Source organism: Pseudomonas sp. WMBT8, from assembly GCF_050916005.1.
In the GTDB taxonomy this organism is placed as follows: Bacteria; Pseudomonadota; Gammaproteobacteria; order Pseudomonadales; family Pseudomonadaceae; genus Aquipseudomonas.
The window spans coordinates 2,705,713-2,729,575 of sequence record NZ_CP188096.1 but is presented as its reverse complement, the minus strand read 5'-3'; the positions used below and the strand labels follow the sequence as shown (position 1 = coordinate 2,729,575).

The 23,863-nt window shown below is 63.0% G+C and carries 22 protein-coding genes; 16 read left to right on the top strand and 6 right to left on the bottom strand.

What is annotated here, in order from left to right:
* Positions 1-4: 4 nt before the first annotated feature.
* The gene (locus ACO77H_RS12855) at positions 5-1,015 is read right to left on the bottom strand and encodes a zinc-binding alcohol dehydrogenase family protein (RefSeq protein WP_432755633.1); all 1,011 of its coding nucleotides are present in this window, start codon (positions 1,013-1,015) and stop codon (positions 5-7) included.
* 112 nt (positions 1,016-1,127) lie between these two features.
* On the opposite strand from ACO77H_RS12855, the gene ACO77H_RS12850 reads away from it, so the two are divergent.
* Together ACO77H_RS12850 and ACO77H_RS12845 are read left to right on the top strand one after the other, a co-directional pair.
* Positions 1,128-2,018, top strand: coding sequence for a LysR family transcriptional regulator (locus tag ACO77H_RS12850; RefSeq protein ID WP_170043230.1), 891 nt, complete (start codon positions 1,128-1,130; stop codon positions 2,016-2,018).
* 36 nt (positions 2,019-2,054) lie between these two features.
* Complete coding sequence (locus ACO77H_RS12845) at positions 2,055-2,543, top strand: DUF1289 domain-containing protein (protein WP_172314947.1); 489 nt, start codon at positions 2,055-2,057, stop codon at positions 2,541-2,543.
* A gap of 144 nt (positions 2,544-2,687) precedes the next feature.
* On the opposite strand, the gene mdeB is transcribed toward ACO77H_RS12845, so the two are convergent.
* Positions 2,688-5,366, bottom strand: a complete 2,679-nt coding sequence (gene mdeB, locus ACO77H_RS12840; protein WP_432755632.1) for an alpha-ketoglutarate dehydrogenase — start codon at positions 5,364-5,366, stop codon at positions 2,688-2,690.
* Positions 5,367-5,558: 192 nt separating this feature from the next.
* On the opposite strand from mdeB, the gene ACO77H_RS12835 reads away from it, so the two are divergent.
* Both ACO77H_RS12835 and pcsA read left to right on the top strand, forming a co-directional pair.
* A complete protein-coding gene (locus ACO77H_RS12835) occupies positions 5,559-6,497 on the top strand; it encodes a class I SAM-dependent methyltransferase (RefSeq protein WP_170043227.1) in 939 nt (312 codons plus the stop codon).
* A 150-nt stretch (positions 6,498-6,647) separates the two neighbouring features.
* Entirely contained in the window at positions 6,648-7,370 is a 723-nt protein-coding gene (pcsA, locus tag ACO77H_RS12830; protein ID WP_432755631.1) for a phosphatidylcholine synthase, read from the top strand.
* Positions 7,371-7,505: 135 nt separating this feature from the next.
* Here pcsA and ACO77H_RS12825 read toward each other — a convergent pair whose 3' ends face one another.
* Complete coding sequence (locus ACO77H_RS12825; protein WP_169957057.1) at positions 7,506-8,291, bottom strand: sulfite exporter TauE/SafE family protein; 786 nt, start codon at positions 8,289-8,291, stop codon at positions 7,506-7,508.
* A 203-nt stretch (positions 8,292-8,494) separates the two neighbouring features.
* Here ACO77H_RS12825 and ACO77H_RS12820 point away from each other — a divergent pair, with 203 nt between their 5' ends.
* The 6 genes from ACO77H_RS12820 (at position 8,495) to ACO77H_RS12795 (ending at position 12,768) form a co-directional block, all read left to right on the top strand.
* Positions 8,495-9,016: a DUF3455 domain-containing protein gene (locus ACO77H_RS12820; RefSeq protein WP_170043226.1), complete on the top strand. Its 522-nt coding sequence runs from the start codon at positions 8,495-8,497 to the stop codon at positions 9,014-9,016.
* A gap of 91 nt (positions 9,017-9,107) precedes the next feature.
* Entirely contained in the window at positions 9,108-9,647 is a 540-nt protein-coding gene (locus ACO77H_RS12815) for a sigma-70 family RNA polymerase sigma factor (RefSeq protein ID WP_169957055.1), read from the top strand.
* Positions 9,644-10,336 (top strand): anti-sigma factor, encoded by a 693-nt coding sequence (locus tag ACO77H_RS12810; protein ID WP_169957054.1) that lies wholly within the window; start codon positions 9,644-9,646, stop codon positions 10,334-10,336. The genes ACO77H_RS12815 and ACO77H_RS12810 overlap by 4 nt, the downstream gene beginning before the upstream one ends.
* Positions 10,337-10,420: 84 nt before the next feature.
* The gene (locus tag ACO77H_RS12805; protein ID WP_432755630.1) at positions 10,421-10,978 is read left to right on the top strand and encodes a UPF0149 family protein; all 558 of its coding nucleotides are present in this window, start codon (positions 10,421-10,423) and stop codon (positions 10,976-10,978) included.
* A 102-nt stretch (positions 10,979-11,080) separates the two neighbouring features.
* Positions 11,081-12,337, top strand: coding sequence for a 3-phosphoshikimate 1-carboxyvinyltransferase (gene aroA / locus ACO77H_RS12800; protein WP_169957052.1), 1,257 nt, complete (start codon positions 11,081-11,083; stop codon positions 12,335-12,337).
* A 32-nt stretch (positions 12,338-12,369) separates the two neighbouring features.
* A complete protein-coding gene (locus tag ACO77H_RS12795) occupies positions 12,370-12,768 on the top strand; it encodes a hypothetical protein (protein ID WP_170043224.1) in 399 nt (132 codons plus the stop codon).
* Positions 12,769-12,948: 180 nt separating this feature from the next.
* On the opposite strand, the gene ACO77H_RS12790 is transcribed toward ACO77H_RS12795, so the two are convergent.
* Both ACO77H_RS12790 and ACO77H_RS12785 read right to left on the bottom strand, forming a co-directional pair.
* The gene (locus tag ACO77H_RS12790; RefSeq protein ID WP_432755629.1) at positions 12,949-13,632 is read right to left on the bottom strand and encodes a GNAT family N-acetyltransferase; all 684 of its coding nucleotides are present in this window, start codon (positions 13,630-13,632) and stop codon (positions 12,949-12,951) included.
* Between the two features lie 28 nt (positions 13,633-13,660).
* Positions 13,661-14,560, bottom strand: a complete 900-nt coding sequence (locus ACO77H_RS12785; protein WP_170043236.1) for a LysR family transcriptional regulator — start codon at positions 14,558-14,560, stop codon at positions 13,661-13,663.
* A 125-nt stretch (positions 14,561-14,685) separates the two neighbouring features.
* On the opposite strand from ACO77H_RS12785, the gene ACO77H_RS12780 reads away from it, so the two are divergent.
* From ACO77H_RS12780 to ACO77H_RS12755, 6 genes are all read left to right on the top strand, one after another.
* Positions 14,686-15,906 carry an MFS transporter gene (locus ACO77H_RS12780; protein ID WP_432755628.1) on the top strand — a complete coding sequence of 407 codons (1,221 nt, stop codon included), beginning with the start codon at positions 14,686-14,688 and terminating at the stop codon, positions 15,904-15,906.
* A 54-nt stretch (positions 15,907-15,960) separates the two neighbouring features.
* Positions 15,961-16,671 carry a FadR/GntR family transcriptional regulator gene (locus ACO77H_RS12775; RefSeq protein WP_029295107.1) on the top strand — a complete coding sequence of 237 codons (711 nt, stop codon included), beginning with the start codon at positions 15,961-15,963 and terminating at the stop codon, positions 16,669-16,671.
* 109 nt (positions 16,672-16,780) lie between these two features.
* A complete protein-coding gene (gene lhgO, locus ACO77H_RS12770; protein WP_432755627.1) occupies positions 16,781-17,974 on the top strand; it encodes an L-2-hydroxyglutarate oxidase in 1,194 nt (397 codons plus the stop codon).
* Positions 17,975-18,146: 172 nt separating this feature from the next.
* Positions 18,147-19,475: an MFS transporter gene (locus ACO77H_RS12765; protein ID WP_090290982.1), complete on the top strand. Its 1,329-nt coding sequence runs from the start codon at positions 18,147-18,149 to the stop codon at positions 19,473-19,475.
* Between the two features lie 80 nt (positions 19,476-19,555).
* A complete protein-coding gene (locus tag ACO77H_RS12760; RefSeq protein WP_169957046.1) occupies positions 19,556-20,407 on the top strand; it encodes a CAP domain-containing protein in 852 nt (283 codons plus the stop codon).
* A gap of 85 nt (positions 20,408-20,492) precedes the next feature.
* The gene (locus ACO77H_RS12755) at positions 20,493-22,679 is read left to right on the top strand and encodes a response regulator (protein WP_432755626.1); all 2,187 of its coding nucleotides are present in this window, start codon (positions 20,493-20,495) and stop codon (positions 22,677-22,679) included.
* Between the two features lie 2 nt (positions 22,680-22,681).
* On the opposite strand, the gene ACO77H_RS12750 is transcribed toward ACO77H_RS12755, so the two are convergent.
* Complete coding sequence (locus ACO77H_RS12750; protein WP_169957045.1) at positions 22,682-23,809, bottom strand: GGDEF domain-containing protein; 1,128 nt, start codon at positions 23,807-23,809, stop codon at positions 22,682-22,684.
* Positions 23,810-23,863 lie beyond the last annotated feature (54 nt).

Below are 23,863 nucleotides of genomic sequence, written 5' to 3'. Positions count from 1 at the left end.
GTGTTCATTGGAAATCCTCAAGCACAATCTTGCCCCGCGCCTGGCCGCTTTCCACCAGGGCATGGGCGCTGCGCATGTTGGCCGCGTTGATCGCACCAAAATGCGCACCGAGAGTGGTGTGCAACACGCCTTGGTCGATCAACTGCGCCACCCGGTTGAGCAGGTGGTGCTGCTGGATCATATCCGCCGTTTCAAACAGCGAGCGGGTGAACATCAGCTCCCAGTGCAAGGACAGGGATTTGAGCTTGAGCGGCATGACGTCCAGGCTGTCCGGGTCATCGATCAACCCCAGCCGCCCTTGGGGGCGCAGCACTTCGACCAATTGCGCCAGGTACTCCTCGGTATGGGTGAGGCTGGCGACATGGCTGACCCCATCGACCCCCAATGCCTGGAGCTGGGCCAGCATGGGCTGGCTATGGTCGATCACATGATGGGCGCCCATGCGCTGGACCCACTCGATGGTCTCCGGGCGCGAGGCGGTGCCGATCACGGTCATTTTGGTGAGTTGGCGGGCCAGTTGCACCAGGATCGACCCCACGCCACCACCGGCCCCGACCACCAACAGCACATCACCCTCGCCTGCGCCTTCAGTCACACCAAGGCGGTCGAACAGCAACTCCCAGGCAGTGATCGAAGTCAGCGGCAAGGCAGCGGCGTGGGCCGCGTCCAGCGTGCGTGGCCGGTGGCCAACGATGCGCTCATCGACCACCTGGAATTCGCTGTAGCTGCCTGCGCGGATCAAAGAACCTGCGTAGTACACCGCATCGCCTGGCTTGAACAAGCTCACGTCGCTACCGACCTGGCGCACGATACCCGCTGCATCCCAGCCGAGGATTTTCGATTCCTGGGCGTAGGTACCAGCGCGCACCTTGGTATCGATCGGGTTGACCGCCACAGCCTGCACTTCCACCAGCAGGTCCCGAGGGCCTGGCTGGGGGGCGTTGATGTTCACGTCGATCAGCGAACGTGGGTCGTCGATGGGCAGGCCATGTTCGGTAAAGGTGATTGCTTTCATGGGAACTCACGAGTGATGAGGGACGATGGCCCTCGATGGCGTGCATTTTTACCGTTCCCAGGACGAAGAAAAATCGACAAAATGCAGCAACACTTTCATTTCTGGAGTGAAAATGATCCGCATCGATGATCTCGGGCTGTTCCTGCGCAGCGCCGCCCTGGGCAGTTTCACCGCCGCTGCGGTGGAGGCCAACCTGTTGCCGGGCCAGGTCGCGGCAGCGATCAAGCGCCTGGAACGCGAGCTGGAAGTACGGCTGTTTACCCGCACCACCCGCAGCCTGCGCCTGAGCGCCGAAGGCGAACAGTACCTGCCCACCGCCCGCAGCGTGCTGGAGCAGTTGGAGCTGGGCCGCGAACGCTTGCGCGGCGATGACGCGCCGCTGCGGGGCACGTTGCAGATCGCCGCGCCGTCGGACCTGGGGCGCAACATCCTGCTGCCGATGCTCACCGAGTTCCGCCGCCTGCATCCAGAACTGACCTTGCGCTTTTTGGTGTCGGACCAGGTCACCAACCTGTTTCGCGACCCGGTGGACGTGGCCCTGCGTTATGGCTGGAACGAGGACGCCAACTACATCGCCCTGCCCCTGGCGCCCTGGAACCGCCGGGTGCTGGTGGCCTCGCCGGACTACGTGGCGCGCCACGGCGCCCCCGCGTCCACCGACGAACTGACGCACCACCCGTGCCTGCTGTACCTGCAAAACAGTCGTCTGCATGACCGCTGGGAGTTGGGCGGGCAGACCGTGCAGGTCGCGGGCCCCTTGTTCAGCGACGACGCCGATGTGGTACGGCGCTGGGCCGTGGCCGGCGAAGGCATCGCCTACAAGACCTGGCTGGATGTGTACGCCGATGTCCAGGCGCAGCGCTTGGTGGTGCTGCTGCCAGAGATTGCCGGGGATGTGTACCCCTTGAGTTTCGCCTGCCCCCATCGTGGGCAGATGTCGCGGGCGGTCACCCAGTTGTATCAATGGTTGAACCAACAGTTCAGCGCCATGGAGCGCCCGTGAACCCTTTTGCAGTGGATTAGGAAAGACGCGGTTTTTATGTCCAATCAAACCATCAAGACGCCGTGCGTCGGCCTGTGTTCCACCGTGTATGGCGACCTGGTGTGCCGTGGCTGCAAGCGCTATCACCATGAAGTCATTCAGTGGAACGGCTACAGCACCGAGGAAAAACAAGCGGTCTGGCTGCGCCTCGAACAGTTGCTGGTGCAGGTCATGGCCAGCAAGCTGGAGGTGTTTGATCCTGCGCGCCTGCGCCAACAGCTGGAGGAGCGCAAGATCCGCTTTATGCCGCACCAGTCGCCGTATTGCTGGGCCTATCAGTTGATTGCCCGAGGCGCACGGGTGATTTCCCGGCTGGATGCGTACGGGTTGGTGTTACTGCCCGAGTTTCGTGAGCGGCACCTGGCGGATTTGCGTGATGCGATTGATCGGGAGTTTTTCCTGCTATCGGAGGCGCATTACCAGCGCTATATCGCGCCGGATTTTTTGCGTGAGGCGTTTGGGCCTCAGTTGATAGCCACTCTCTAAGGCACACCACAAACCCTGTGTGCGGGCTTGTGTGGGAGCGGGCTTGCCCGCGATGGCGGTGGGTCAGTCACCTATGCATCAACTGACACTACGCCATCGCGGGCAAGCCCGCTCCTACAATGAGTCCTCATATACCTTGAGGTGTCAGTGGGTCCACGACGCCGCACGCTCGGTGTGCAGGCCGTAACGTTCAATCGCCTGCTGGCACACCTGCGCCTCCAGGCTGCCCTGCTCCACCAGGGCGGCCAGCGCGGCAAGCACGATGTGGTGGCGGTCCACCTCGAAGAAGTCGCGCAACGCCGCACGGGTGTCGCTGCGCCCGAAGCCATCGGTGCCCAGCACGGTGTAGCTGGAACCCAGGTAGGAACCGATCATCTGTGGCACGGCGCGTACGTAGTCCGACACTGCAACCACTGGCGCACCCTCGGGCAGGCAGGTCGCCAGGTGGCTGCGCTGCGGTTCTTGTAGCGGATGCAGGCGGTTCCAGCGCTCCACCTCGCGCGCATCGCGGGCCAGTTCGCTGAAGCTGGTCACGCTGAACACCTCGCTGGCGATCTGCCAATCGTCTGCCAGCAACTGCGCGGCGGCCTGGGCCTCGCGCACCAGGGTGCCGGAACCGAGCAGGCGCACCTTGGCCCCGGCGCTGCCATCGAGGCGGTACATGCCCTTGATGATCGCCGCCTCGACGCCCTCGGGCAGGCTCGGCTGCGGGTAGTTTTCGTTCATCAGGGTCACGTAGTAGAACTCGTCCACATCGTGCTCAAGCATCTGGCGCATGCCATGGTCGAGAATCACCGCAAATTCGCCGGCGAATGCCGGGTCGTAGGCGCGGCAGTTGGGCACGGTCGCCGCCATCAGATGGCTGCTGCCGTCCTGATGCTGCAAGCCCTCGCCGCCCAAGGTGGTCCGCCCTGCCGTGGCGCCGAGCAAAAAGCCCCGGGCGCGCTGGTCGGCGGCGGCCCAGATCAGATCGCCCACGCGCTGGAAGCCGAACATCGAGTAGTAGATGTAGAACGGCAGCATGCGCAAGCCATGCACCGAGTAACTGGTAGCCGCCGCGACCCAGGAACTGATAGCACTGGCTTCGCTGATGCCTTCCTCAAGGATCTGCCCGTCGGTGGCTTCGCGATAGCTGAGGATCGAGCCGATGTCCTCGGGCTCGTAGCGCTGGCCGACGCTGGAGTAGATGCCGATCTGCTTGAACAGGTTGGCCATGCCGAAGGTACGTGCCTCGTCGGCGACAATCGGCACGATCCGCGGGCCCAGGGCCTTGTCCTTGAGCAAATTGCTGAGCATGCGCACAAAGGCCATGGTAGTGGACATTTCCTTGCCTTCGGCCTGGGTCGCGAAGCCGCCGTAGCCACTCACCGGCGGCACAGGCACCGGCTCGGCGTGCTGGCTGCGGCTGGGCACATAGCCGCCGAGGGCGGCGCGACGCTGGTGCAGGTAGCGTATCTCTGCGCTGTCGGCGGCGGGTTTGTAGAAGCTCAGGGATTCGGCCTGCTCGTCGCTCAGGGGCAACTGGAAGCGGTTGCGAAAGGCGATCAGCGCATCACGGTCGAGTTTTTTCTGTTGGTGGGTGGTCATCTTGCCCTGCCCGGCTTCGCCCATGCCAAAGCCTTTCTTGGTCTGGGCCAGGATCACCGTGGGGCGCCCCTTGACCCGCCGCGCGGCGTGATAGGCCGCATGGATTTTCAGCATGTCGTGGCCGCCGCGCTTGAGACGGTCGATCTGCTCGTCGCTCAAGCCGGCCACCAGTTCGGCCAGGGACTCACTCTGGCCGAAGAAGTGCTCGCGGTTATAGGCACCGTCCTTGGCGGCAAAGGTCTGGAACTGCCCGTCCACGGTCTGGGACAAGGTGCGTACCAACGCACCATCCTCATCCTTGGCCAGCAAGGCGTCCCAGTCCGAACCCCAGACCAGCTTGATCACGTTCCAGCCAGCACCGGCAAACAGCGCCTCCAGTTCGTCAATGATCCGCCCATTGCCACGCACCGGGCCATCGAGGCGCTGCAGGTTGCAGTTGACCACCCAGGTCAGGTTGTCCAGGCCTTCGCGGGCCGCCAGGGTCAGGGCCGACATGCTTTCCGGCTCATCCATCTCGCCGTCGCCGAACACGCCCCAGACGTGGCGGTCGGTGGTGTCCTGCAAGCCACGATGGTGCAGGTAACGCATAAAGCGCGCCTGGAAAATCGAACTGATCGGGCCAATCCCCATGGAGCCGGTGGGGAACTGCCAGAAGTCCGGCATCAACCACGGGTGCGGATAGCTGGACAGTCCACGGGCACCGGCCTTGACGGCGCCCAGCTCCTGGCGATAGTGGGCCAGGTCCTGCTCGCTCAAGCGGCCTTCAAGAAACGCCCGCGCGTAAATACCAGGCGCGGAATGCGGCTGGTAGAACACCAGGTCGCCGCCGACGTTGTCGTGGCGCGCACGGAAAAAATGGTTGAAGCCCACCTCGAACAGGTCCGCCGCGCTGGCATAGCTGGCGATATGGCCACCCAATTCGCCATAGGCCTGGTTGGCGCGGACCACCATGGCCAGGGCGTTCCAGCGCACCAGCGAGGCCAGGCGCTCTTCGGTGGCCAGGTCGCCGGGAAAGTGCGGCTGCTGGGCAACGCTGATGCTGTTGATGTAGGGCGTGCCATGGCGCGGCTTCCAGCCGATGGCCGGGGTGTTGCCGGCGTCGGCCAGCATATCGAGGATCTCCCGCGCACGTTCGGGGCCTGCGTGGCGTACCAGGGAGTCCAGGGCTTCGCGCCACTCGGTGAGCTCTTGCTGGTCAATGGCTGTTTGATTGACTGTCTTTACGAAACCGTTCATGGGCACCTCCGAGCTGTTTTTTCCAGTTTATGTCTGCCCAAAAGGATTTTTTGACTGTTCTGGCCAGGTGGCGCGGCGATTTGCAGCACAAAACGCTTAAACACAGCTGATTAAAAGCACGTTGTGCTCCAACCACCTGAAACACCGCAATTGTGTTTAAAATGCCGCCCGTTTAATGATCGACGCTGCCCGATGACCCCAGACGCCCTCGCCCTGCTCCATTCCCTTTTGCTCGAAGCCCTGCGCGACGTGCCCACAGAAACCCGGCGCCTGTTCCACGGCCGGGGCCGCTGCTGGCCGGGCCTGGAACAATTGACCGTGGATTGGCTGCAAGGCGTGGTGCTGGTCTCGTTGTTCAAGGAGCCAGAGCCTGCGCAGTTGCAAGCCTTGCAACACCAGTTGCGTGAGCTGTGCGAAAGCGGCGAATGGCAACAGGCCGGCGCCCACACCCTGGCCCTGCAACATCGCTACCTGCCGCAAAGCACCACCGAATGGTTGTGGGGGCAGATGGTCGACGAATTGACCATCACCGAAGGCGGCCTGCGTTATCGCATCGACCTGGGCAAAAAGCAGAACAGCGGGCTGTTTCTGGATATGCGCTACGGGCGCAACTGGGTGCGCGAGCACGCCCATGGCCTGCGGGTATTGAACCTGTTTGCCTACACCTGCGGGTTTTCCGTGGCCGCCATCGAGGGCGGCGCCGAGCATGTGGTCAACCTGGATATGGCTCGTGGCGCCCTGAGCCGGGGTCGCGACAACCACCGGCTCAATGGCCATGACCTGGGCAAGGTGAGTTTCCTGGGGCACGACTTGTTCAAGTCCTGGGCCAAGGTCACCGGCAACGGCCCCTATGACCTGGTGATCATCGATCCGCCGTCCTTCCAGAAAGGCAGCTTCCTGCTGACCAAGGATTACCAGCGCGTACTACGCCGCCTGCCGGACCTGCTGACGCCCCAAGGCACGGTACTGGCCTGCATGAATGACCCGGCGCTGGGCGAAGATTTCCTCATCGAGGGCGTCACCCGCGAAGCACCGGGGCTGCGCTTTGAGCAGCGCCTGGCAAACCCGCCGGAATTTCCTGATATCGATCCGCAAAGTGGCTTGAAGGCCCTGGTGTTCCGTCAGGGCTGATGCCGAATCCGTCAACGCTTGCTACCCTAGACCTAACGCCGTGGTGGTGAACCTTATCCCCACCTTCCCGGTCGATACTTGCATCCCTTGGCCAGATTCGACGCTAACTCGCCGTCGGCTGCCCTGTTTCACCTTTTGGAGAACGCCCCTGTGATATCGACCCTGCATGTAGCCAGACTCAAAGCCTGGGGCGCCCATGGTTTTACCGCCACCGGCGTGGTGCTGGCCTTCCTCGCGACGCTGGCGCTGCTGGAGAACCAGCCCAAGGCCTGCCTGCTGTGGCTGGGCCTGGCGTTGATCGTGGATGGCGTGGACGGGTCGCTGGCGCGGCGGGTCAATGTGCAGACCGTGTTGCCAAGCTTCGATGGCTCGGTGCTCGACCTGGTGATCGATTACCTGACGTATGTGTTTATCCCGGCGCTGTTCATCTACCGCTATATCGACCTGCCGGACTTCACCCACCTGTTCACCGTCTCGGTGATCCTGCTGTCATCGCTGTTCTGCTTCTGCAACGTCAATATGAAGAGCAAGGACAACTACTTCCAAGGCTTCCCGGCGGCCTGGAACGTGGTGGCGCTGTGTGTCTACATCATCGATCCGGACGCCTGGATCACCCTGGCCACGGTGATCGGCCTGGCGCTGCTGACAGTCACGCCGATGAAGTTCCTGCACCCGTTCCGGGTCAAGCGCTTTATGCCGATCAATATTGCGGTGACCACGGTGTGGCTGCTGTGCAGCCTGTTGCTGGTGATCGACCGGCCGTACACCAACACGTTGACCATGGGCCTGTGGTTGTTGATGTCGGCGTATTTCCTGGGGATTTGTATCTGGCGTACGGCAGTGGAGTGGTTGGATAAATCGCGTAAGGCATGATGTGCGGCGCCATCGCTGGCAAGCCGGCTCCTACAAAAGCACAATCCCTTGTAGGAGCTGGCTTGCCAGCGATAATCCTCAACGATAACGCTCGGTACCTGACACCCTGCGATCGATAACAGAGTGTGGGCAGGGTCAGAACGCCAGCTTGAAACCAATCAACCCCAGCATCACCGCCAGGCACGGGCGCAGCAGTTCGTCCGGCACCCGGCCTGACATGTGGCTGCCAACGTAGATCCCCGGCAGCGAGCCCATCAGCAAGAACCCCAACAAATGCCAGTCCATGTTGCCCATGCTCGCGTGCCCTAGGCCTGCGACCAGGGTCAGCGGGACTGCGTGGGCGATTTCGGTGCCCACCAGGCGTTTGGTGGCCAGGAACGGGTACAGGATAAACAGCGCCACGGTGCCCAGGGCGCCGGCACCGATGGACGTCAGGGCGACCATGGTGCCGAGGATCGCACCGGTGAATACCGTCAGCCCGTTGAGATTGCGCGGGCTCATATGGTAGTGGTCGCCTGCATGGTGCTGGGCAAAGGCCAAGAGTTTTTTCTTGAACAGAATCGCCAGGGCCGTCAGCAACAGCACCACACCCAGGGCTTGCTTGATCACCTCGTTCATCGCGCTCGGATCGGTGTGCAGGCTCTTGAGGAACCACAACGTCAGCAACACCGCCGGCACGCTGCCCAGGGTCAGCCAGCCGGTGATGGTCCAGTCGATATTCTTGTTCTTGCCATGCACCAGCACCCCGCCGGACTTGGTGATGGCTGCATACAGCAGGTCGGTGCCCACGGCCGTGGCCGGGTTGATGCCAAACCACAACAGGATCGGAGTCATCAGCGACCCACCCCCGACGCCGGTCATACCGACGATAAAACCAACGATCAGGCCTGCAACTACAAAACCAAAATTACCCACATCCATTACAACTACCTGCGGCCTTATAAAATTCTGGCGGCAGCATAGCGATTTTTCTTATAACGACTTATATCAATACGATCTGACTTTATTCCTTTTTCAGCTCACAGATTTATTTGTCGCGCCGTGCATCCAGTCAGCCGCGCCATGAGTAGTACAGGAAGTAGCCCTTGCGCTGCTTTGCTGTTCACCCTTATGGAGAGACACCAATGAACACTAAACCCCTGCTCTGCCTGACCTGCCTGCTTATCGCCGCCCCAACAGCCTTTGCCCAGGCCACCCTGCCCGACAGCATCAAAGTGCCGGATGGCCACAAGGTGACCATGCAAACCACGGGTGTCGGCGAAATCACCTACGAATGCCGCGACAAGGCCAACGCTGCCGGCCAGACCGAATGGGTGTTCGTCGGCCCCAAGGCAGTACTCAATGATCGTAGCGGCAAACAGGTGGGCACCTACTTCGGCCCGCCCGCCACCTGGCAGGCCCAGGACGGTTCGAAAGTCACCGGCACGCAACTGGCCGTAGCGCCGTCCAGCGCGGGCAACCTGCCCTATCAACTGGTCAAGGCCAACCCCGCCGAAGGCAAGGGTGCAATGAGCGGTGTCAGCTATATCCAGCGCGTGGCACTCAAAGGTGGCGTGGCGCCGAGCACCGAATGCAGCACCGCCAACAAGGGCAAGCAGGAAGTGGTGAAGTACCAGGCGGACTACATCTTCTGGGCGGCCAAATAATGCGCCTGGCAAAAAAACTCGTCTAAGCTGCTGCGCTAGCACCCCGGCCATTCGCGGCCGGGGATTGACCCTGAAAAGGCGGCCCCAGTCCTTGCCCGAACCTCTGTTTGACTATGAAGCCTGCCTGTTGGCCTGCGCCCGCGGCGAACAGCACGCCTTGCGTCAGTTGTACGAACAGGATTGCGCCCGGCTGCTCGGCGTGGCCAAGCGCATTGCGCGGGATACCGCGCTGGCGGAGGACATCGTGCATGAGGCGTTTATCAACATCTGGAACGGCGCCGGCGGCTTCGACCCGCGCCGGGGTTCGGCCCGTGGCTGGGTGTATAGCGTGACCCGGCATATGGCGCTCAACGTCATGCGTAAAACGGGCCGTGAAGTCGCACTCAGCGACGAGCATGAACACACACTGGTGGCTGAATCCAGCGCCGCGCATTTCGAATACCGCGCCCGTAGCGCCAAGGTTTACCAGTGCCTGGAACACCTGGAGCCGTCGCGCCGCAGTTGTATCTTGCATGCGTATGTCGACGGCCTGTCCCACAGTGAAATCGCACAGAAACTGGGCACCCCGCTGGGGACTGTCAAAGCCTGGATCAAACGCAGCCTCGCGGCCTTGCGTGAGTGCATGGCATGACTCCCGACGAATTGGACGAACTGGCCAGCGAATACGTGCTGGGCACCCTGGCAGCCGAGCAACGCCTGCACGTGCAGCAACGGCTGGAGCACGATGGGCCCTTGCGGGCAGCGGTGGATGCCTGGGAACAGCGCCTGTTGCCGCTGACCGAACTGGCCGCGCCGGTGGCGCCGTCGCCCTACCTGTGGCGGCGCATTGAGCGCAGCCTGGGCCATCGCGCGGTGGGCGATACGCCGTCGGTGCCGTGGTGGAACCTGCTGGCGCTGTGGCGTGGCCTGGCCGGTGCTGGCTTGTTGGCCAGCCTGGTCCTGGCCGCGCTGCTGCTGGCCCGCCCCGCTGCCGTCAACCCTACCGCCTACGTGGTGGTGCTGATGGCCCCGCAAAGCCAGGCGCCCGGCTGGGTGGTCCAGGCCAGCGACAGTCAGCAAATCCAACTGATCCCCCTGGGCGTGATGGAAATACCGGCAGACAAGGCACTGGAATTCTGGACCAAGGGTGAGGACTGGCAAGCCCCGGTTTCCCTGGGGCTGGTCAAGCCGGGGCAGAGCCTGTCGATCCCATTGGACAAACTGCCACCGCTGGCGCCGAACCAGTTGTTCGAGATGACCCTGGAAGGCCCCAATGGCTCGCCGACCGGTAAGCCGACCGGGCCGATCCAGGCGATTGGCCGCGCGGTGAAGGTGATCTAGCACTGGATTAAAACGCCGACTCGCGCCATCCTCCGCGTTTTACGCCGCCTTAACTGCGGCGCTTGACGCTCAAAGGATATGTTCATGCACGACCAAGCCCTCGCCCCTGCCGATTTCGAGTTCATCGAAGACATTCTGCTCAAGTACGGCGACGACAACTCGGTGTTGAACCTGGCCGAGCTCGATGGTTACTTCACCGCCCTGGTGTCCGGCCCGGTGCCGGTGGAGGTTGCCATCTGGTTCCCGGCCATCTGGGGAGGCCAGATCCCGGCATGGGAAAGCAAGGAAGAGCTGGGGCAGTTCATCGACCTGTGCACCCGCCATCTCAATAGCATTGCTCTGCAGTTGGCCACCGATGCCGAGGGTTTCCAGGCGCGTTTTGAACAAACCGAACACCAGGGCCTGCCGTTGACCCTCGCGGAAGAATGGTGCTTTGGCTATATCCGTGGCGCCGCGATCAGCGAATGGCCGCCCCTGCCGAGCGAACAGGCGGCACAGTTCGAAGCCATCTCCTGGTGCGCCGAGCAGGACAACTTCGAATTGCCGGCCGACCTGGATGTCCCGGCCCACCAACAACACATCGCGCGCATCGAACCGGCCGCCAGGGCCTTGCATGCCTATTGGTTGAGCCAGCACGGTTAAACCTGCGCCACGATTTGACCCTGCCGTGCCGGATGGTCGATTATTCGTCTCCGCCAGCCGGCCACTCCCAGCCACCGCGCCTTGAATCAGGAGCCTTGTACCTTGAGTTCGCAGAAAACCGTGACCGTGACACCGCCCAACTTTCCATTGCACGGCAAGGTAGCGCCTCCCGGCTCCAAATCCATTACCAACCGCGCCCTGTTGCTGGCGGCCCTGGCCAAGGGCACCAGCCGCCTGAGCGGCGCGCTGAAAAGCGACGATACCCGGCATATGTCCGTGGCCTTGCGCCAGATGGGCGTGACCATTGATGAGCCGGATGACGTGACCTTTGTCGTCACCGGCCACGGCAAGCTACAACTGCCGGCGCAACCGTTGTTCCTGGGCAACGCCGGCACCGCGATGCGCTTTCTCACAGCCGCCGTGGCGACCGTGGACGGCAGCGTGGTACTGGATGGCGACGCGTACATGCAAAAGCGCCCTATCGGCCCGCTGCTGGCGACCCTGAACCAGAACGGCATCCAGGTACAAAGCCCCACCGGCTGCCCGCCCGTGACCGTGCATGGTCGCGGCAAGGTGCAGGCCAAGCGCTTCGAGATCGACGGCGGCCTGTCCAGCCAGTACGTGTCGGCGCTGTTGATGCTCGCGGCCTGCGGCGAGGCCCCGATCGAGGTGGCCCTGACCGGCAAGGACATCGGCGCCCGTGGTTATGTCGACCTGACCCTCGATTGCATGCGCGCGTTTGGCGCCCAGGTGGAAGTGGTCAACGACAGCACCTGGCGCGTGGCCCCGACCGGCTACACCGCCAATGATTACCTGATCGAACCCGACGCTTCTGCTGCCACCTATCTGTGGGCCGCCGAAGTGCTGACCGGCGGCAGCATCGACCTGGGCGTCGCCGCACAGGATTTCACCCAGCCCGACGCCAAGGCCCAGGCCGTGATCGCCCAGTTCCCGCAGATGCCGGCCACGGTGGTCGGCTCGCAGATGCAGGACGCCATCCCGACCCTGGCGGTGCTGGCGGCGTTCAACAATACGCCGGTGCGCTTCACCGAACTGGCCAACCTGCGGGTCAAGGAGTGCGACCGCGTCCAGGCGCTGCATGACGGCCTCAACGAAATTCGCCCGGGCCTGGCGACCATCATCGGTGACGACTTGCTGGTCGCCAGCGATCCGGCGTTGGCCGGCACTGCGTGCACCGCGCTGATCGACACCCACGCCGACCACCGCATCGCCATGTGCTTTGCGCTGGCGGGGCTGAAAGTCTCGGGCATCAAGATTCAGGACCCGGACTGCGTGGGCAAGACCTATCCTGAGTACTGGAACGCCCTGGGCAGCCTGGGCGTGCAACTGACCTACTGAGCCGTCAGCACCAGCGTGGGGAGGGAGTGATCATGACAATTCGCCAGCCCTGCCCACCTGCTGTATGTGACTGCGAGCGCGAGCAACTGCTCGAGGCGCCCGGCACCGACCAGCGCATCCTGCAACTGACCCGCCAGGAAGAAAAAAAGCTGCTCGAACGCCTGGAAAACCTGCAAAGCCTGGCCGACCTGGAACGCATGCAACAGCTGATGCACCAGCAACTGGGCATCCGCGTGCACATAGCCCCAGGGCATACCGAAGTCAAAAGCATGCGCGGGATCCAGATCGTCATCGACGAACTGCCGGGCCTGTGTCGCAAGACCCGGCAGTCGATTCCGGCAGCAATCCGCAAAGGGATGGAGAAGCGGCCGGAGATTGCCTATCGGCTGCTGGATGCCCACGACCTTTTCCGCGACAGCCCAACCCTGTAATGCCATTCAGTTAAGCGAACGCAATGCTCAAAGCAGCGCAGATCAAATGTGGGAGCGGGCTTGCCCGCGATAGCGGAGTGTCAGTCGACAGATATACCGACTGACATGACGCCATCGCGGGCAAGCCCGCTACCACAGGGGATCTGCGCTTAACTGAACGACATTACGGCTTGCCGTCTCCTACAGGGCGCAGCGGGTTTGCACAAACAACTGGGCCTTGCGCGTCAGCTGGTCAAAATGCCGGTCACGCTGTTTCTCGGCATCGATCATCGCGCGCTTGCCGTGTTTGTGTAGCAGGTAGGTGTGGATTTGCCGCACCTCCAGCGAACTGTAGATCGACGCCACATCCAACACGCCCATCAGGCCATCGGTGCTGTAGTCGCGGGTGTTCATCAACACCTGGGTGCCACGCACGCCGCGCACCTGGAAACCCATGGCTTCGAACGCCGGGACTTTTTCCACCGCGCAGGTCAATTCGCCATGGGGGTAGCGGCCGAGCATCTCGTCCATCATCGCCCGCGCCACGCCCTGGCGGCGGTGGCTAGCATGCACGGCCATATAGGCCACACCGCAGGCCTCGGGATCGTCCTTGACCGGCAGGTACAGCAAGAAGCCGATGACCTTGGCCGGGTCCTGCTCATCCCTCGCGACGATCAGCTCGACCGCAATGCCCTTGGCCCCGCCCACCGCCTCCAGGTACAGGTGCACTTCGTAGCCGATTGCATACTGGTAGACGTTGTACAGCAGGTTGCTCGGCGGGATGGCGACCATGCTGATATCAGTCAGGTAGTCGACCACCATCTGCAGGATCTGGCTGTTGACGGGCTCGGGGCATGGGCTGGCGTAGTGGGTAAGGGTGAACATCGAATTTCTGTTTCCTGGTCTTTCGCAATCAAGGCAGAGGGGATTGTACCTGTTCTGCGCCACACACCTCGCGCAAACAGCCGCGCAACCAACGATGCGCGAGGTCGGCATCCAGGCGTGGGTGCCAGAGCATCGCCACGCTGAACTCAGGGACTTGCACCGGCAGGTCAAAACTGTACAGGCCATCGCGCAGGACGCGGGTATAGCGCTCGGGAACGCTGGCGATCAGGTCGGTCCTTTGCGCCAGGGCCACGGCCGTGGAGAACCCGGTGACGATGGTCGCCACGTCCCGCGTGAGGTGCAAGGCCTCAAGGGCATCGTCAATCTGCCCACGCTCGCGCCCGCGCCGCGACACATAGATATGCCGGCCGGCGGCGTAGCGCGCGGTGGTGATGGGGCCCTGGCTCAGTGGGTGGCCGGCGCGTACCACGCCGATAAAACGGTCGCGAAACAGCAACTGGGTCAGCACTTCCGGGTTGGCCGTGCTATCGACCACACCGGTTTCCAGGTCCACCCCACTGTCGCGCAGCGCTGCACCGGGCTTGTGCACAAAGTGCAGGCGCACCCCGGGTGCCTGTTCGGCGACTCGGGCGATCAGCGCCGGGCCGAAACTTTCGACAAAACCTTCGCTGGTGCGCAGCACAAAGGTGCGCACCAGGCCCTTGAGGTCCAGGACCTGCAGCGGCCGCAACAGCGCTTGGGCATCCTGCACTAGTTGGCTGACCTGCTCGCGCAGTTGCAGGGCGCGTGGCGTCGGCACCAGGCCACGGCCGGCGCGCACCAGCAAGGGGTCGCCGGTGGTTTGGCGCAGCCGCGCCAACGCGCGGCTCATGGCCGAGGGGCTCAGGCCCAGGCGCTGGGCGGCACGGGCGACGCTGCCTTCGGTGAGCAGTACGTCCAGGGTAATCAGCAGGTTGAAGTCAGGCAGCGACACGGTGGCAATCCTCATCAGGCGTTTGACGCATGTATAGAGTGCAACCGATGCGTCTTCCGCCATGTTAGGCGACGCCGTAGATTGCGGGCAACGGCCACGGTGCAGCACGAGGACATCCCATGACATCCCCTACCCCACGCGGCGCACTCGCCGGTTTGTCGCTGTGCATGTTGTTGGCCTCGCTGGGCACCAGCATTGCCAATGTCGGCCTGCCCCAGATGGCCGAGGCCTTTGCTGCAACCTTTGCCGCGGTGCAGTGGGTGGTGCTGAGCTACTTGCTGGCGACCACTGCCGTGCTGGTAGGCGTGGGCCGTCTGGGCGACCGCTTCGGCCATCGCCGCCTGCTGCTGGCGGGCCTGTTGGTGTTCGCCGTGGCCTGTGCCCTGTGCAGTACCGCGCCGTCCCTGGGCATGTTGGTCGCGGCGCGGGCACTGCAAGGGTTTGGCGCGGCGATCATGCTGGCAATGACCATGGCGCTGGTCGCGGCCACCGTCCCCAAAGAGCAGACCGGGCGCGTCATGGGGTTGCTGGGGACCCTGTCGGCGGTAGGCACCGGCCTGGGGCCGGCCATTGGTGGCGCGCTGATTGCCGCGTCTGGCTGGCGCGCGCTGTTTCTAGTGATGCTGCCGTTGGCCGCCCTCGCTTGTGTGCTGGTAAGAGGCACACCGGCCGATAGCGATCCACAAGCCTCGGGCGCTGGCCGCTTCAGTGTATTCGCGACACTCCATGACCGCGCCCTGGGCACCGGGCTTGGCATGAGTACGCTGGTGGCGGCGGTGATGATGACCACCCTGGTCGCCGGGCCGTTTTACCTGAGCCATGGCCTCGGACTCGACCCCGCGCAAATGGGCCTGGCCATGGCCGTCGGCCCCTGTAGCGCGGCGCTGGCGGGTGTACCGGCCGGGCGCCTGACCGACCGCTGCGGCAGCTACGCCACCACGCTGGGTGGCCTGCTGTGCATGCTGGCCGGCAGCCTGGTGCTGGCGTTGATGCCCCTGGACGCCGCCGGTTACATCGGCGCGCTGGTGATTCTCACCCTGGGCTACGCGCAATTCCAGGCGGCCAACAACACGGCGGTGATGAGCAATGTGTCGGCGGGTCGACGCGGGGTGATTGCAGGCTGGCTGAACCTGTCGCGCAATCTGGGCCTGATAATCGGCGCGTGGGCACTGGGTGCAGTGTTTGCCTGGGGCACGGGCGATATCCATTCTGCCCTGCCACCAGCGGTCGGCCAGGGCTTGCACATGGCCTTCGGGGTGGCCTCGGGGCTGGTCGTGCTGGCGCTGCTGTTGGCCTTCACGCGCCGGGTAAAAACGCTGCAAGCCAGCACGGCGCCTTGACAAGGGAAAATCGTAACGGCTATTGTCTGACAACCTGATTACCTAGGTTTTGCCATGCTTGAGCTCCAGCGTCCAGATTCCCTCGTCGTGCGTGTTGTCAGCGCCATACGGGCCGAGATTGACTCCGGACAACTAGCGCCCGAGTCGCGCCTGCCTACCGAGCAGCAGTTGGCGGAACAGCTGAATGTCAGCCGTTCGGTGGTGCGCGAGGCGATTGCCCAGCTCAAGGCCGATGGCGTACTGACCGCCCGGCGTGGCCTGGGCTCGTTTATTTCGCAGACCCCGGCCGGCACGGTGTTCCGCTTTCCGGAAAAGAACGGCCGGCGCCCTGACCTCGCGCAAATGTTCGAGGTGCGCCTGTGGATCGAAACCCAGGCGGCCTCCATTGCTGCCCAACGCCGCGACGCGGGCGACCTGCAGCGCATGAAACGCGCCTTGCAGGAAATGCACGACAAGCGCGCCGACTTTGAAGCTGCAGCGCTGGCCGACGTGGAGTTTCACCGGGCCATCGCCGACGCCAGCAAAAACGAATACTTCGTCGCCTTCCACGACTTTTTGCGCAGCCAGTTGGCCAGCGCGCGCAAGACCGCCTGGGAAAACTCCGCCTCGCGCTTTGCCAGCGGCTCGGCCGATGCCACCCAGGAACACCAGGCGCTGTACCAGGCCATCGTCGACGCCGATCCCCAAGGCGCCGCCGCGGCCGCCGAAGCGCATTTGCGCGCGGCCGCCAAGCGCCTGCAACTGGAGCTGCCCGCTACCCACTGATCGACCCAAGACCGATAAAGCGTGCCTGCGGGCGCGCCGTTTTTTTAACAAAAACATTAGTCTGACAACCTGATAAGCAGACTGAAATGTACTGATTTAGGTAGCCCACATGATTTATGACTTTTGCATCATCGGCGGCGGCATTGTCGGCCTGGCCACCGCGATGGAGCTGCTCAAGCGCCAGCCCAACGCGTCCCTGGTGATCCTGGAAAAGGAAGCGTTGCTGGCCAAGCACCAGACCGGCCACAACAGCGGCGTGATCCATGCCGGCATCTATTACGCGCCGGGCAGCCTCAAGGCCGACCTGTGCAAGCGCGGCGCCGAGGCCACCAAACAGTTCTGCCGCGAACATGGGATCAAGTTCGAGGTGTGCGGCAAGTTGCTGGTGGCCTCCACCGCCCTGGAAGTGCAGCGCATGGAAGCGCTCTATGCGCGCTCGCAACTCAACGGGATGAAGGTCGAGCGCCTCGACGCCGAGCAGTTGCGTGCCCGCGAGCCGAACATTGTCGGCCTTGGCGGGTTGTTTTTGGATGCCACCGGGATTGTCGACTACCGCCAGGTCTGCGAAACCATGGCCGGGGTGATTCGCCGCAATGGCGGTGAGATCTGCCTGGAAAAAACCGTGACGGCGATTGCCGAAGACAGCGACAAAGTCACCGTCAGCACCCACGACGGTGCCTGGCAGGCGCGGCACCTGGTGGTGTGCGCCGGCCTGCAATCGGACCGCCTGGCAACCCTGGCCGGGATCGATATCGACCACCAGATCATCCCGTTCCGGGGCGAGTATTTCCGCTTGCCCGCGTCGAAAAACAACATCGTCAACCACTTGATCTACCCGATCCCCGATCCGGAACTGCCGTTTCTGGGGGTGCACCTGACCCGCATGATCGATGGCAGCGTCACCGTCGGCCCCAATGCCGTGCTGGGCCTGGGCCGGGAGAACTACAAGAAGTTCTCCGTCAACTGGAAGGATGTGGCCGAGTACGCGCGCTTCCCCGGGTTCTGGAAAACCATCTGGCAGAACCTTGGCTCCGGCAGCGTGGAAATGAAGAACTCGTTGTTCAAATCCGGCTACCTGGAGCAATGCCGCAAGTATTGCCCGTCCCTGGAACTCGACGACCTGCTGCCCTGCGAAGCCGGGATCCGCGCCCAGGCGGTGATGCGCGACGGCAGCCTGGTGCACGATTTCCTGTTCGCCCAGACGCCGCGCATGTTGCATGTGTGTAACGCGCCCTCACCGGCAGCCACCTCGGCCATTCCGATTGGCGAAATGATCGCCGACCGCATGTTCAGCCCCAACTAAATACCCCCTGTAGGAGCTGTCTCGCCCCGCGAGGCTGCGATAGCGGCGGCACAGGCAACCAATATATCGCCTGAACCACCGCCATCGCAGCCTCGCCAAGGCTCGACAGCTCCCACATTTGAGCGCGTTCGCAACACCCTAATAAATATAATGACTGAGAAGGAAGTACAGCATGACGGCAAAAGCCCACAACCCCGCCACGGTGGAAACCCCGGCACAAACCAAGAAACGCCTGCGCAAGGTCGCTGCCGCCACGATCTTCGGTTCGATGCTGGAGTGGTACGACTTCTACCTCTACGCAACCATGGCGGCGATTGTCTTTTCGAAGATCTTCTTTGATAACAGCGACCCGAAGACCGCGACCCTGATGGCGTTCTCCACCTTCGCCATCGGCTTCATCGCCCGCCCTTTCGGCGGCATTCTGTTCGGCTACCTGGGTGACAAGTTCGGTCGTAAACATGTGCTGGTGTTGACCTTCTGCATGATGGGCGTGTGCACCACGCTGATCGGCCTGATCCCCAGCTACGCCTCGATTGGTATCTGGGCGCCGATCATTCTGGTGTTTATCCGTATCATCCAGGGCCTGGGTGCCGGCGCCGAGTTGTCGGGCGCGGCAGTCACGTCCTACGAGCATGCGTCAGAAGGCAAGCGCGGCAGCCAGGGTGCCTGGCCGGCGCTGGGCTTGAACCTGGGCCTGCTGCTGTCATCGCTGACCGTGTACCTGCTGACCATCAATGGCAATGAGTTCCTGCTGGCCGGCGGCTGGCGCATCCCGTTTATCTGCAGCATCGCCCTGGTGGGCGTGGGCCTGTGGGTACGTAACAGTATCCCGGAAACCCCGGAGTTCAAGGAGCTGAGCAAGGAGCCGGCCAAGGCCAAGGTCTCGCCGCTCAAGGCACTGTTCAAGAACGACCTCAAGGGCCTAGCGGTGGTGTTCTTCGTGGCAATTGGCTACAACGCCCTCAGCTACATCTTCAAGACCTTTTCCCTGGCCTACCTCACCCAGTTCAAGGGTGTGGATGTGCACGTCACTTCGCTGTCGGTGACCATCGCCAGCCTGGTGGCGATTGTCGCCGTGCCGTGCTTCGGCTGGCTGTGTGACAAGTGGAGCAGCAAGTCGGTACTGGTGCTGGGCGGCGTGCTGTCGCTGCTGTTCGCCTACCCGTTCCTGGCGCTGCTGAACACCGGGGAAAGCCTGATGATCTACCTGGCCATCGGGATCGGCACCGGGATCCTCGCCCCCATGATGTTCGCGCCACAGGGTTCGTTCCTCAGCCGCCAGTTCCCGACCCAGACCCGCTCTTCAGGCTTCGGTACCGGGCGTGAAATCGGTACGGCCATCGCCGGTGGCCTGGCGCCGCTGGGTGCCTTGTCGATGGTGGCCGCCTCGACCACACACTCGACGGATGGCGTGGTGATCATCCTCGCCATCGCCTCGGTGCTGGTGGTGGTGTTTGCCCTGTGTGACCAGGGCCGCAAGCACTCGGCATTCAAGAACTAGGGGCAAAATGTTGTCCAAGGGGTGCATCTGCGCCCCTTGATCGCGCATCATGGGCACTTTCATGCTCAAGGGAAACGTCCATGCGCGTTCTGTCATTGATGATGGGTGTTACCACGCTGGCCGCCAGTCTGGCGTTTTGCGCCACGGCGTCGGCGAGCGAAGAGAGTCAATTGATCGACTCGATCAACCAGTACCGCAGCCAATTGCAGCGCTGCGCCGACCAGGGTTCCCAAGAGTTGCCGCCGCTGGCGGTCGACCCGCGCCTGGTACTGCCGGTCAATAATGTCGGCGATTTGCAGCAGGACCTGGCCCAGGCGGCCTACCCGATGGTGAATGTGCAGGCGATCAGCCTGTCCGGCCCGCGCGATGCGCAATCGGCGATGAAAGCGGTGCGCGAGAGTTTCTGCCGGGTAGTGCTGGACCCGCAATTCGTCGATATCGGCGTCAGCAACAATGGCCAGGACTGGCGCATTGTCCTCGCCCGCCCGTTGTTGAGCCGGGGCCTGGCCAGTTCCCAGGAGGCCGGCCCGCAGCTGCTGGAGATGGTCAACGCCGCCCGCAAGCAACCGCGCCAATGTGGCGAGAAGGCCTTCGCAGCCACCACCCCGCTGGCCTGGAACGCGCAACTGGCGAGCGCCGCCGACAGTCATGCACGCAACATGGCCAACCATAACTTCTTCGACCACCTGGACCGTGACGGCCGAACCCCCGGCGACCGCGCGGAACTGGCCGGTTATGCCGCCCAGCAGATCGGCGAAAATATTGCCGCTGGCCTTGATACGCCGCGCAAAGTGGTCGATGGCTGGCTCGCCAGCCCCGGGCATTGCGCCAACCTGATGAACCCGCAATTTCGCGAATTGGGCGCGGCCTATGGGCTGGATCCAAAAAGCGACGCAGGAATTTACTGGACCGCGCTGCTAGGCGTGCAGTAGCGCTGAACTGCCGGGCATTGCCCGGGTCTGTTGTTTGATATTGCGGTGCCATATCGCAGCGTGGGACGAACTAGGTGTTGAGTAGATGACAGACTGGCTACAAGGCTGCGGTGAAATGGCCGAACGGGTTCGCCGCCATGACTGGGCCAGCACCCCTCTGGGGCCAATGGACCAATGGCCGGATGTGCTCAAGACCACCGTGTCACTGAGCCTTGCTTCGCATTTTCCCCAGGCGGTGGTCTGGGGGCCGGGTTTGGTTACCCTGTACAACGACGCGTTCCTGCCGATCCTCGGTAACAAGCCCGACGCACTGGGCCAGCCCTTCAGTACCATCTGGCAGGAAGCCTGGAGCCAGATCAGCCCGATCGCCGACGCCGCATTTGCCGGGCACGCTACGTTTATCGAAGATTTCCCGCTGATCATCGAGCGCGGTGACGCACCGGAACAGGCCTATTTCACCTTTTGCTACAGCCCGATCCGCGATGCCGGCGGCACGGTCGTGGGCATTCTCGATACCGTCACCGAAACCACCAACTCCGTGTTCATGGCCCGCCGCCTCGCCGTGCTGGATGCAATCAGCAATGGGGTGGCCAATGCCACCGATCCGGCGGCGATCATGGCCGCCACCACACGGATCCTGGCGACCCACCTGAACCTGTCCAACTGCGCTTATGCAGACATGGAGGCCGATGAAGACGGCTTTACCATCCGCGACAACTGGGCCGCAGAAGGCTCGCCGAGCATCGTCGGAAATTACCGCCTGGCCGACTTCGGCCAATTGGCGGTCGAGCGCCTGCAGGCCGGCGAGCCGTTGATCATCAACGACAACCTGACGGAACTGACGCCCGAGGAAGCCGCGACCTTCCAGGCCATTGGCGTGACGGCGACAATTTGCATGCCCTTGATCAAGTCCGGGCGCTTGACCGCGCTGATGGCCATTCACGACCGCATCCCGCGCCGCTGGTCTTCCTACGACCTGGCGCTGCTGGGTGAAGTCACCGAACGCTCCTGGGCCCATATCGAACGGGTGCGGGCCGATGCCATCGTTCGCGAGGGCTTGTCGGCGCTGGCCGATTTGAATGCGACCCTGGAGCAGCGGGTGGTGGAACGCACCACCCTGCTCAACCAGACTGAGGCGGCGTTGCGTCAGTCGCAAAAGCTGGAAGCCATTGGCCAGTTGACCGGTGGTGTGGCCCACGACTTCAACAACCTGCTGACGATCATTCGCTCCTCGGTCGACTTCCTGCGCATGCCCAACCTGCCCGAAGAACGCCGCCAGCGTTATATGAGTGCCGTGACCGATACCGTAGAGCGTGCCAGCAAGCTGACCAGCCAATTGCTCGCCTTTGCCCGGCGCCAACCGCTGAACCCGCAAGTGTTCAATGTCGGCGTGCGCGTAAAGAACATCGGCGACATGTTGGAGACGGTCACCGGCGCGCGGATCCATGTCAGCGTCGAACTGCCTGAACTGGCCTGTTATGTCTGCGCGGACTCCAGCCAGTTTGAAACCGCCCTGATCAACATCGCCCTCAACGCCCGGGACGCGATGGACGGCCAGGGCACGCTGGTGCTGCGCCTGGAAAGAGACCAGCCGCTGCCGTGCATACGCGGGCATGGCGGCTCGAGCAAAGCCTTTGTCGCGATCTCCCTGGCGGACACCGGCAGCGGGATTGCCGGGGCGACCTTTGAACGCATCTTCGAGCCGTTCTTCACCACCAAGGAGGTTGGCAAAGGTACCGGGCTTGGGTTGTCGCAGGTATTCGGGTTCGCCAAGCAATCGGGAGGCAACGTCGATGTCGCCAGTGTGCTCGGCCAGGGCACCGTGTTTACCTTGTACCTGCCGCAGGTGGAGCCCGAAGCGATCCACGACTGCACCCTCCAGCCGCCCCTGGAACTGGACCCGGACGCCGTGCGCCGGCGCATCCTGATCGTGGAAGACAACCTGGAAGTGGGCCGCTTCGCCAACCAGATCCTGCAGGACCTGGGCTACCAGACGGTGTGGGCCACCCATGCCGAAGAAGCCCTGGAGATGATCGGCCCGGATGCCCGGGCGTTCGACGGGGTGTTTTCCGACGTGGTGATGCCGGGCATGGGCGGCGTGGCACTGGCCAGGGAATTGCGCCGGCGCCGGCCCGAGCTGCCGGTGATCCTCACCTCCGGTTACAGCGAAGAGCTGGCCAAGTCCGGCTATGACGGCTTTGAGTTCCTGGCCAAGCCCTACTCCGCCGACCAGATTTCACGAGTGCTGGCCAGGGCGATGGGCAAGGATTGAGGCTAGGACGCGACCGCCACCTGGTTGCGCCCCATGGCCTTGGCGCGGTACAGGGCCTTGTCGGCGCTGTTCAGTAAATGCTGCAAGTCGTCACCCACGGCATGGGTCGAGGCCACGCCCAGGCTCGCGGTCAGGTCCAGCCCAGGGTCGGTAGTCAGGCCCGCAATGGCCAGGATCAGTTGCTCGCCGATCTCCCGGGCCACTTCCAGGGTGGTGTCTGGCAACAACACCGCAAACTCCTCGCCCCCCAGGCGCCCGTACACGTCAGCCTGGCGGAACGACGCCCTGATCACCTGGCCAATCTGCCGTAACACCCGGTCTCCAGCCTGGTGGCCGTAGGTATCGTTGATCGTCTTGAAGTGATCCATATCCAGCATCAGCGCGCTCAGTGGCTGGTGCGTACGCTTGCATTGGTCATACAGCACCTGGGCCTGCTCGAAAAACGCCCGGCGGTTCATCAGCCCGGTGAGTTCGTCGGTCTGGGCGGCGCGCGTTGAAATACTGTGGGCCCGCTCTATTTCGCGGGTCAGGCGAAACGCCGTCTCCAGTGCCTGCGACAACTTGCGCGAGGCGCCCACGACAAATGACGAGAACACTAGCACCGCGACCGCCATGCCCGTCTGCATCTTGGACGGTTGAAGCAGCAGCCACAGGGTACAGGGCAACAACACCAGGGCCATGGACACTATGGTCATGTACCGATAGGCCGAGTAGCACGAGACGGCGCTGACCGACATGCCCACGGCAAAGAGCATGACCAGCGCCTGGGTCAACCGGTCATCGGCGGGCATCACCGCAAAGGCGCCCAGCCCCCAGATTCCAGCCGACAGCACCAGGGTGAGCCAATAATGCCGCTCCCAACGTTGCGGCGTGCGCTCATTTTTGGGGCTGCGAAAATACTGGAGGAACATCGACAAACGCAGCAGCGACGAGCCGGCCAGCAATGCCAGCCAGCCGATCATCAGGCGCGGTTCAAGCCGGTCCCAGCACAGCCAGCACAGCATGCCAGCGGCCAGATAGCTGCCAAAAACCGCAGAAAAGGATTGGCGAAACAGCTGATGCAAGCGGTCGGTACGCACCTGCTCTTCGATAAACAAATCCTGGTCCTGCTCACGCCCAAGGCCATTCATTTGATTCGCCTGATCCCTAGTGCTGCGACAAAATGGCATTGTGGCACCCTGCCA

What these genes read in the sequence shown, in the direction of transcription:
- ACO77H_RS12855 (WP_432755633.1), bottom strand. Translation starts at nt 1,015, where the DNA reads ATGAAAGCAATCACCTTTACCGAACATGGCCTGCCCATCGACGACCCA.
- ACO77H_RS12850 (WP_170043230.1), top strand. Translation starts at nt 1,128, where the DNA reads ATGATCCGCATCGATGATCTCGGGCTGTTCCTGCGCAGCGCCGCCCTG.
- ACO77H_RS12845 (WP_172314947.1), top strand. Translation starts at nt 2,055, where the DNA reads ATGTCCAATCAAACCATCAAGACGCCGTGCGTCGGCCTGTGTTCCACC.
- mdeB (WP_432755632.1), bottom strand. Translation starts at nt 5,366, where the DNA reads ATGAACGGTTTCGTAAAGACAGTCAATCAAACAGCCATTGACCAGCAA.
- ACO77H_RS12835 (WP_170043227.1), top strand. Translation starts at nt 5,559, where the DNA reads ATGACCCCAGACGCCCTCGCCCTGCTCCATTCCCTTTTGCTCGAAGCC.
- ACO77H_RS12825 (WP_169957057.1), bottom strand. Translation starts at nt 8,291, where the DNA reads ATGGATGTGGGTAATTTTGGTTTTGTAGTTGCAGGCCTGATCGTTGGT.
- ACO77H_RS12820 (WP_170043226.1), top strand. Translation starts at nt 8,495, where the DNA reads ATGAACACTAAACCCCTGCTCTGCCTGACCTGCCTGCTTATCGCCGCC.
- ACO77H_RS12810 (WP_169957054.1), top strand. Translation starts at nt 9,644, where the DNA reads ATGACTCCCGACGAATTGGACGAACTGGCCAGCGAATACGTGCTGGGC.
- ACO77H_RS12805 (WP_432755630.1), top strand. Translation starts at nt 10,421, where the DNA reads ATGCACGACCAAGCCCTCGCCCCTGCCGATTTCGAGTTCATCGAAGAC.
- ACO77H_RS12795 (WP_170043224.1), top strand. Translation starts at nt 12,370, where the DNA reads ATGACAATTCGCCAGCCCTGCCCACCTGCTGTATGTGACTGCGAGCGC.
- ACO77H_RS12790 (WP_432755629.1), bottom strand. Translation starts at nt 13,632, where the DNA reads ATGTTCACCCTTACCCACTACGCCAGCCCATGCCCCGAGCCCGTCAAC.
- ACO77H_RS12780 (WP_432755628.1), top strand. Translation starts at nt 14,686, where the DNA reads ATGACATCCCCTACCCCACGCGGCGCACTCGCCGGTTTGTCGCTGTGC.
- ACO77H_RS12775 (WP_029295107.1), top strand. Translation starts at nt 15,961, where the DNA reads ATGCTTGAGCTCCAGCGTCCAGATTCCCTCGTCGTGCGTGTTGTCAGC.
- lhgO (WP_432755627.1), top strand. Translation starts at nt 16,781, where the DNA reads ATGATTTATGACTTTTGCATCATCGGCGGCGGCATTGTCGGCCTGGCC.
- ACO77H_RS12765 (WP_090290982.1), top strand. Translation starts at nt 18,147, where the DNA reads ATGACGGCAAAAGCCCACAACCCCGCCACGGTGGAAACCCCGGCACAA.
- ACO77H_RS12760 (WP_169957046.1), top strand. Translation starts at nt 19,556, where the DNA reads ATGCGCGTTCTGTCATTGATGATGGGTGTTACCACGCTGGCCGCCAGT.
- ACO77H_RS12755 (WP_432755626.1), top strand. Translation starts at nt 20,493, where the DNA reads ATGACAGACTGGCTACAAGGCTGCGGTGAAATGGCCGAACGGGTTCGC.
- ACO77H_RS12750 (WP_169957045.1), bottom strand. Translation starts at nt 23,809, where the DNA reads ATGAATGGCCTTGGGCGTGAGCAGGACCAGGATTTGTTTATCGAAGAG.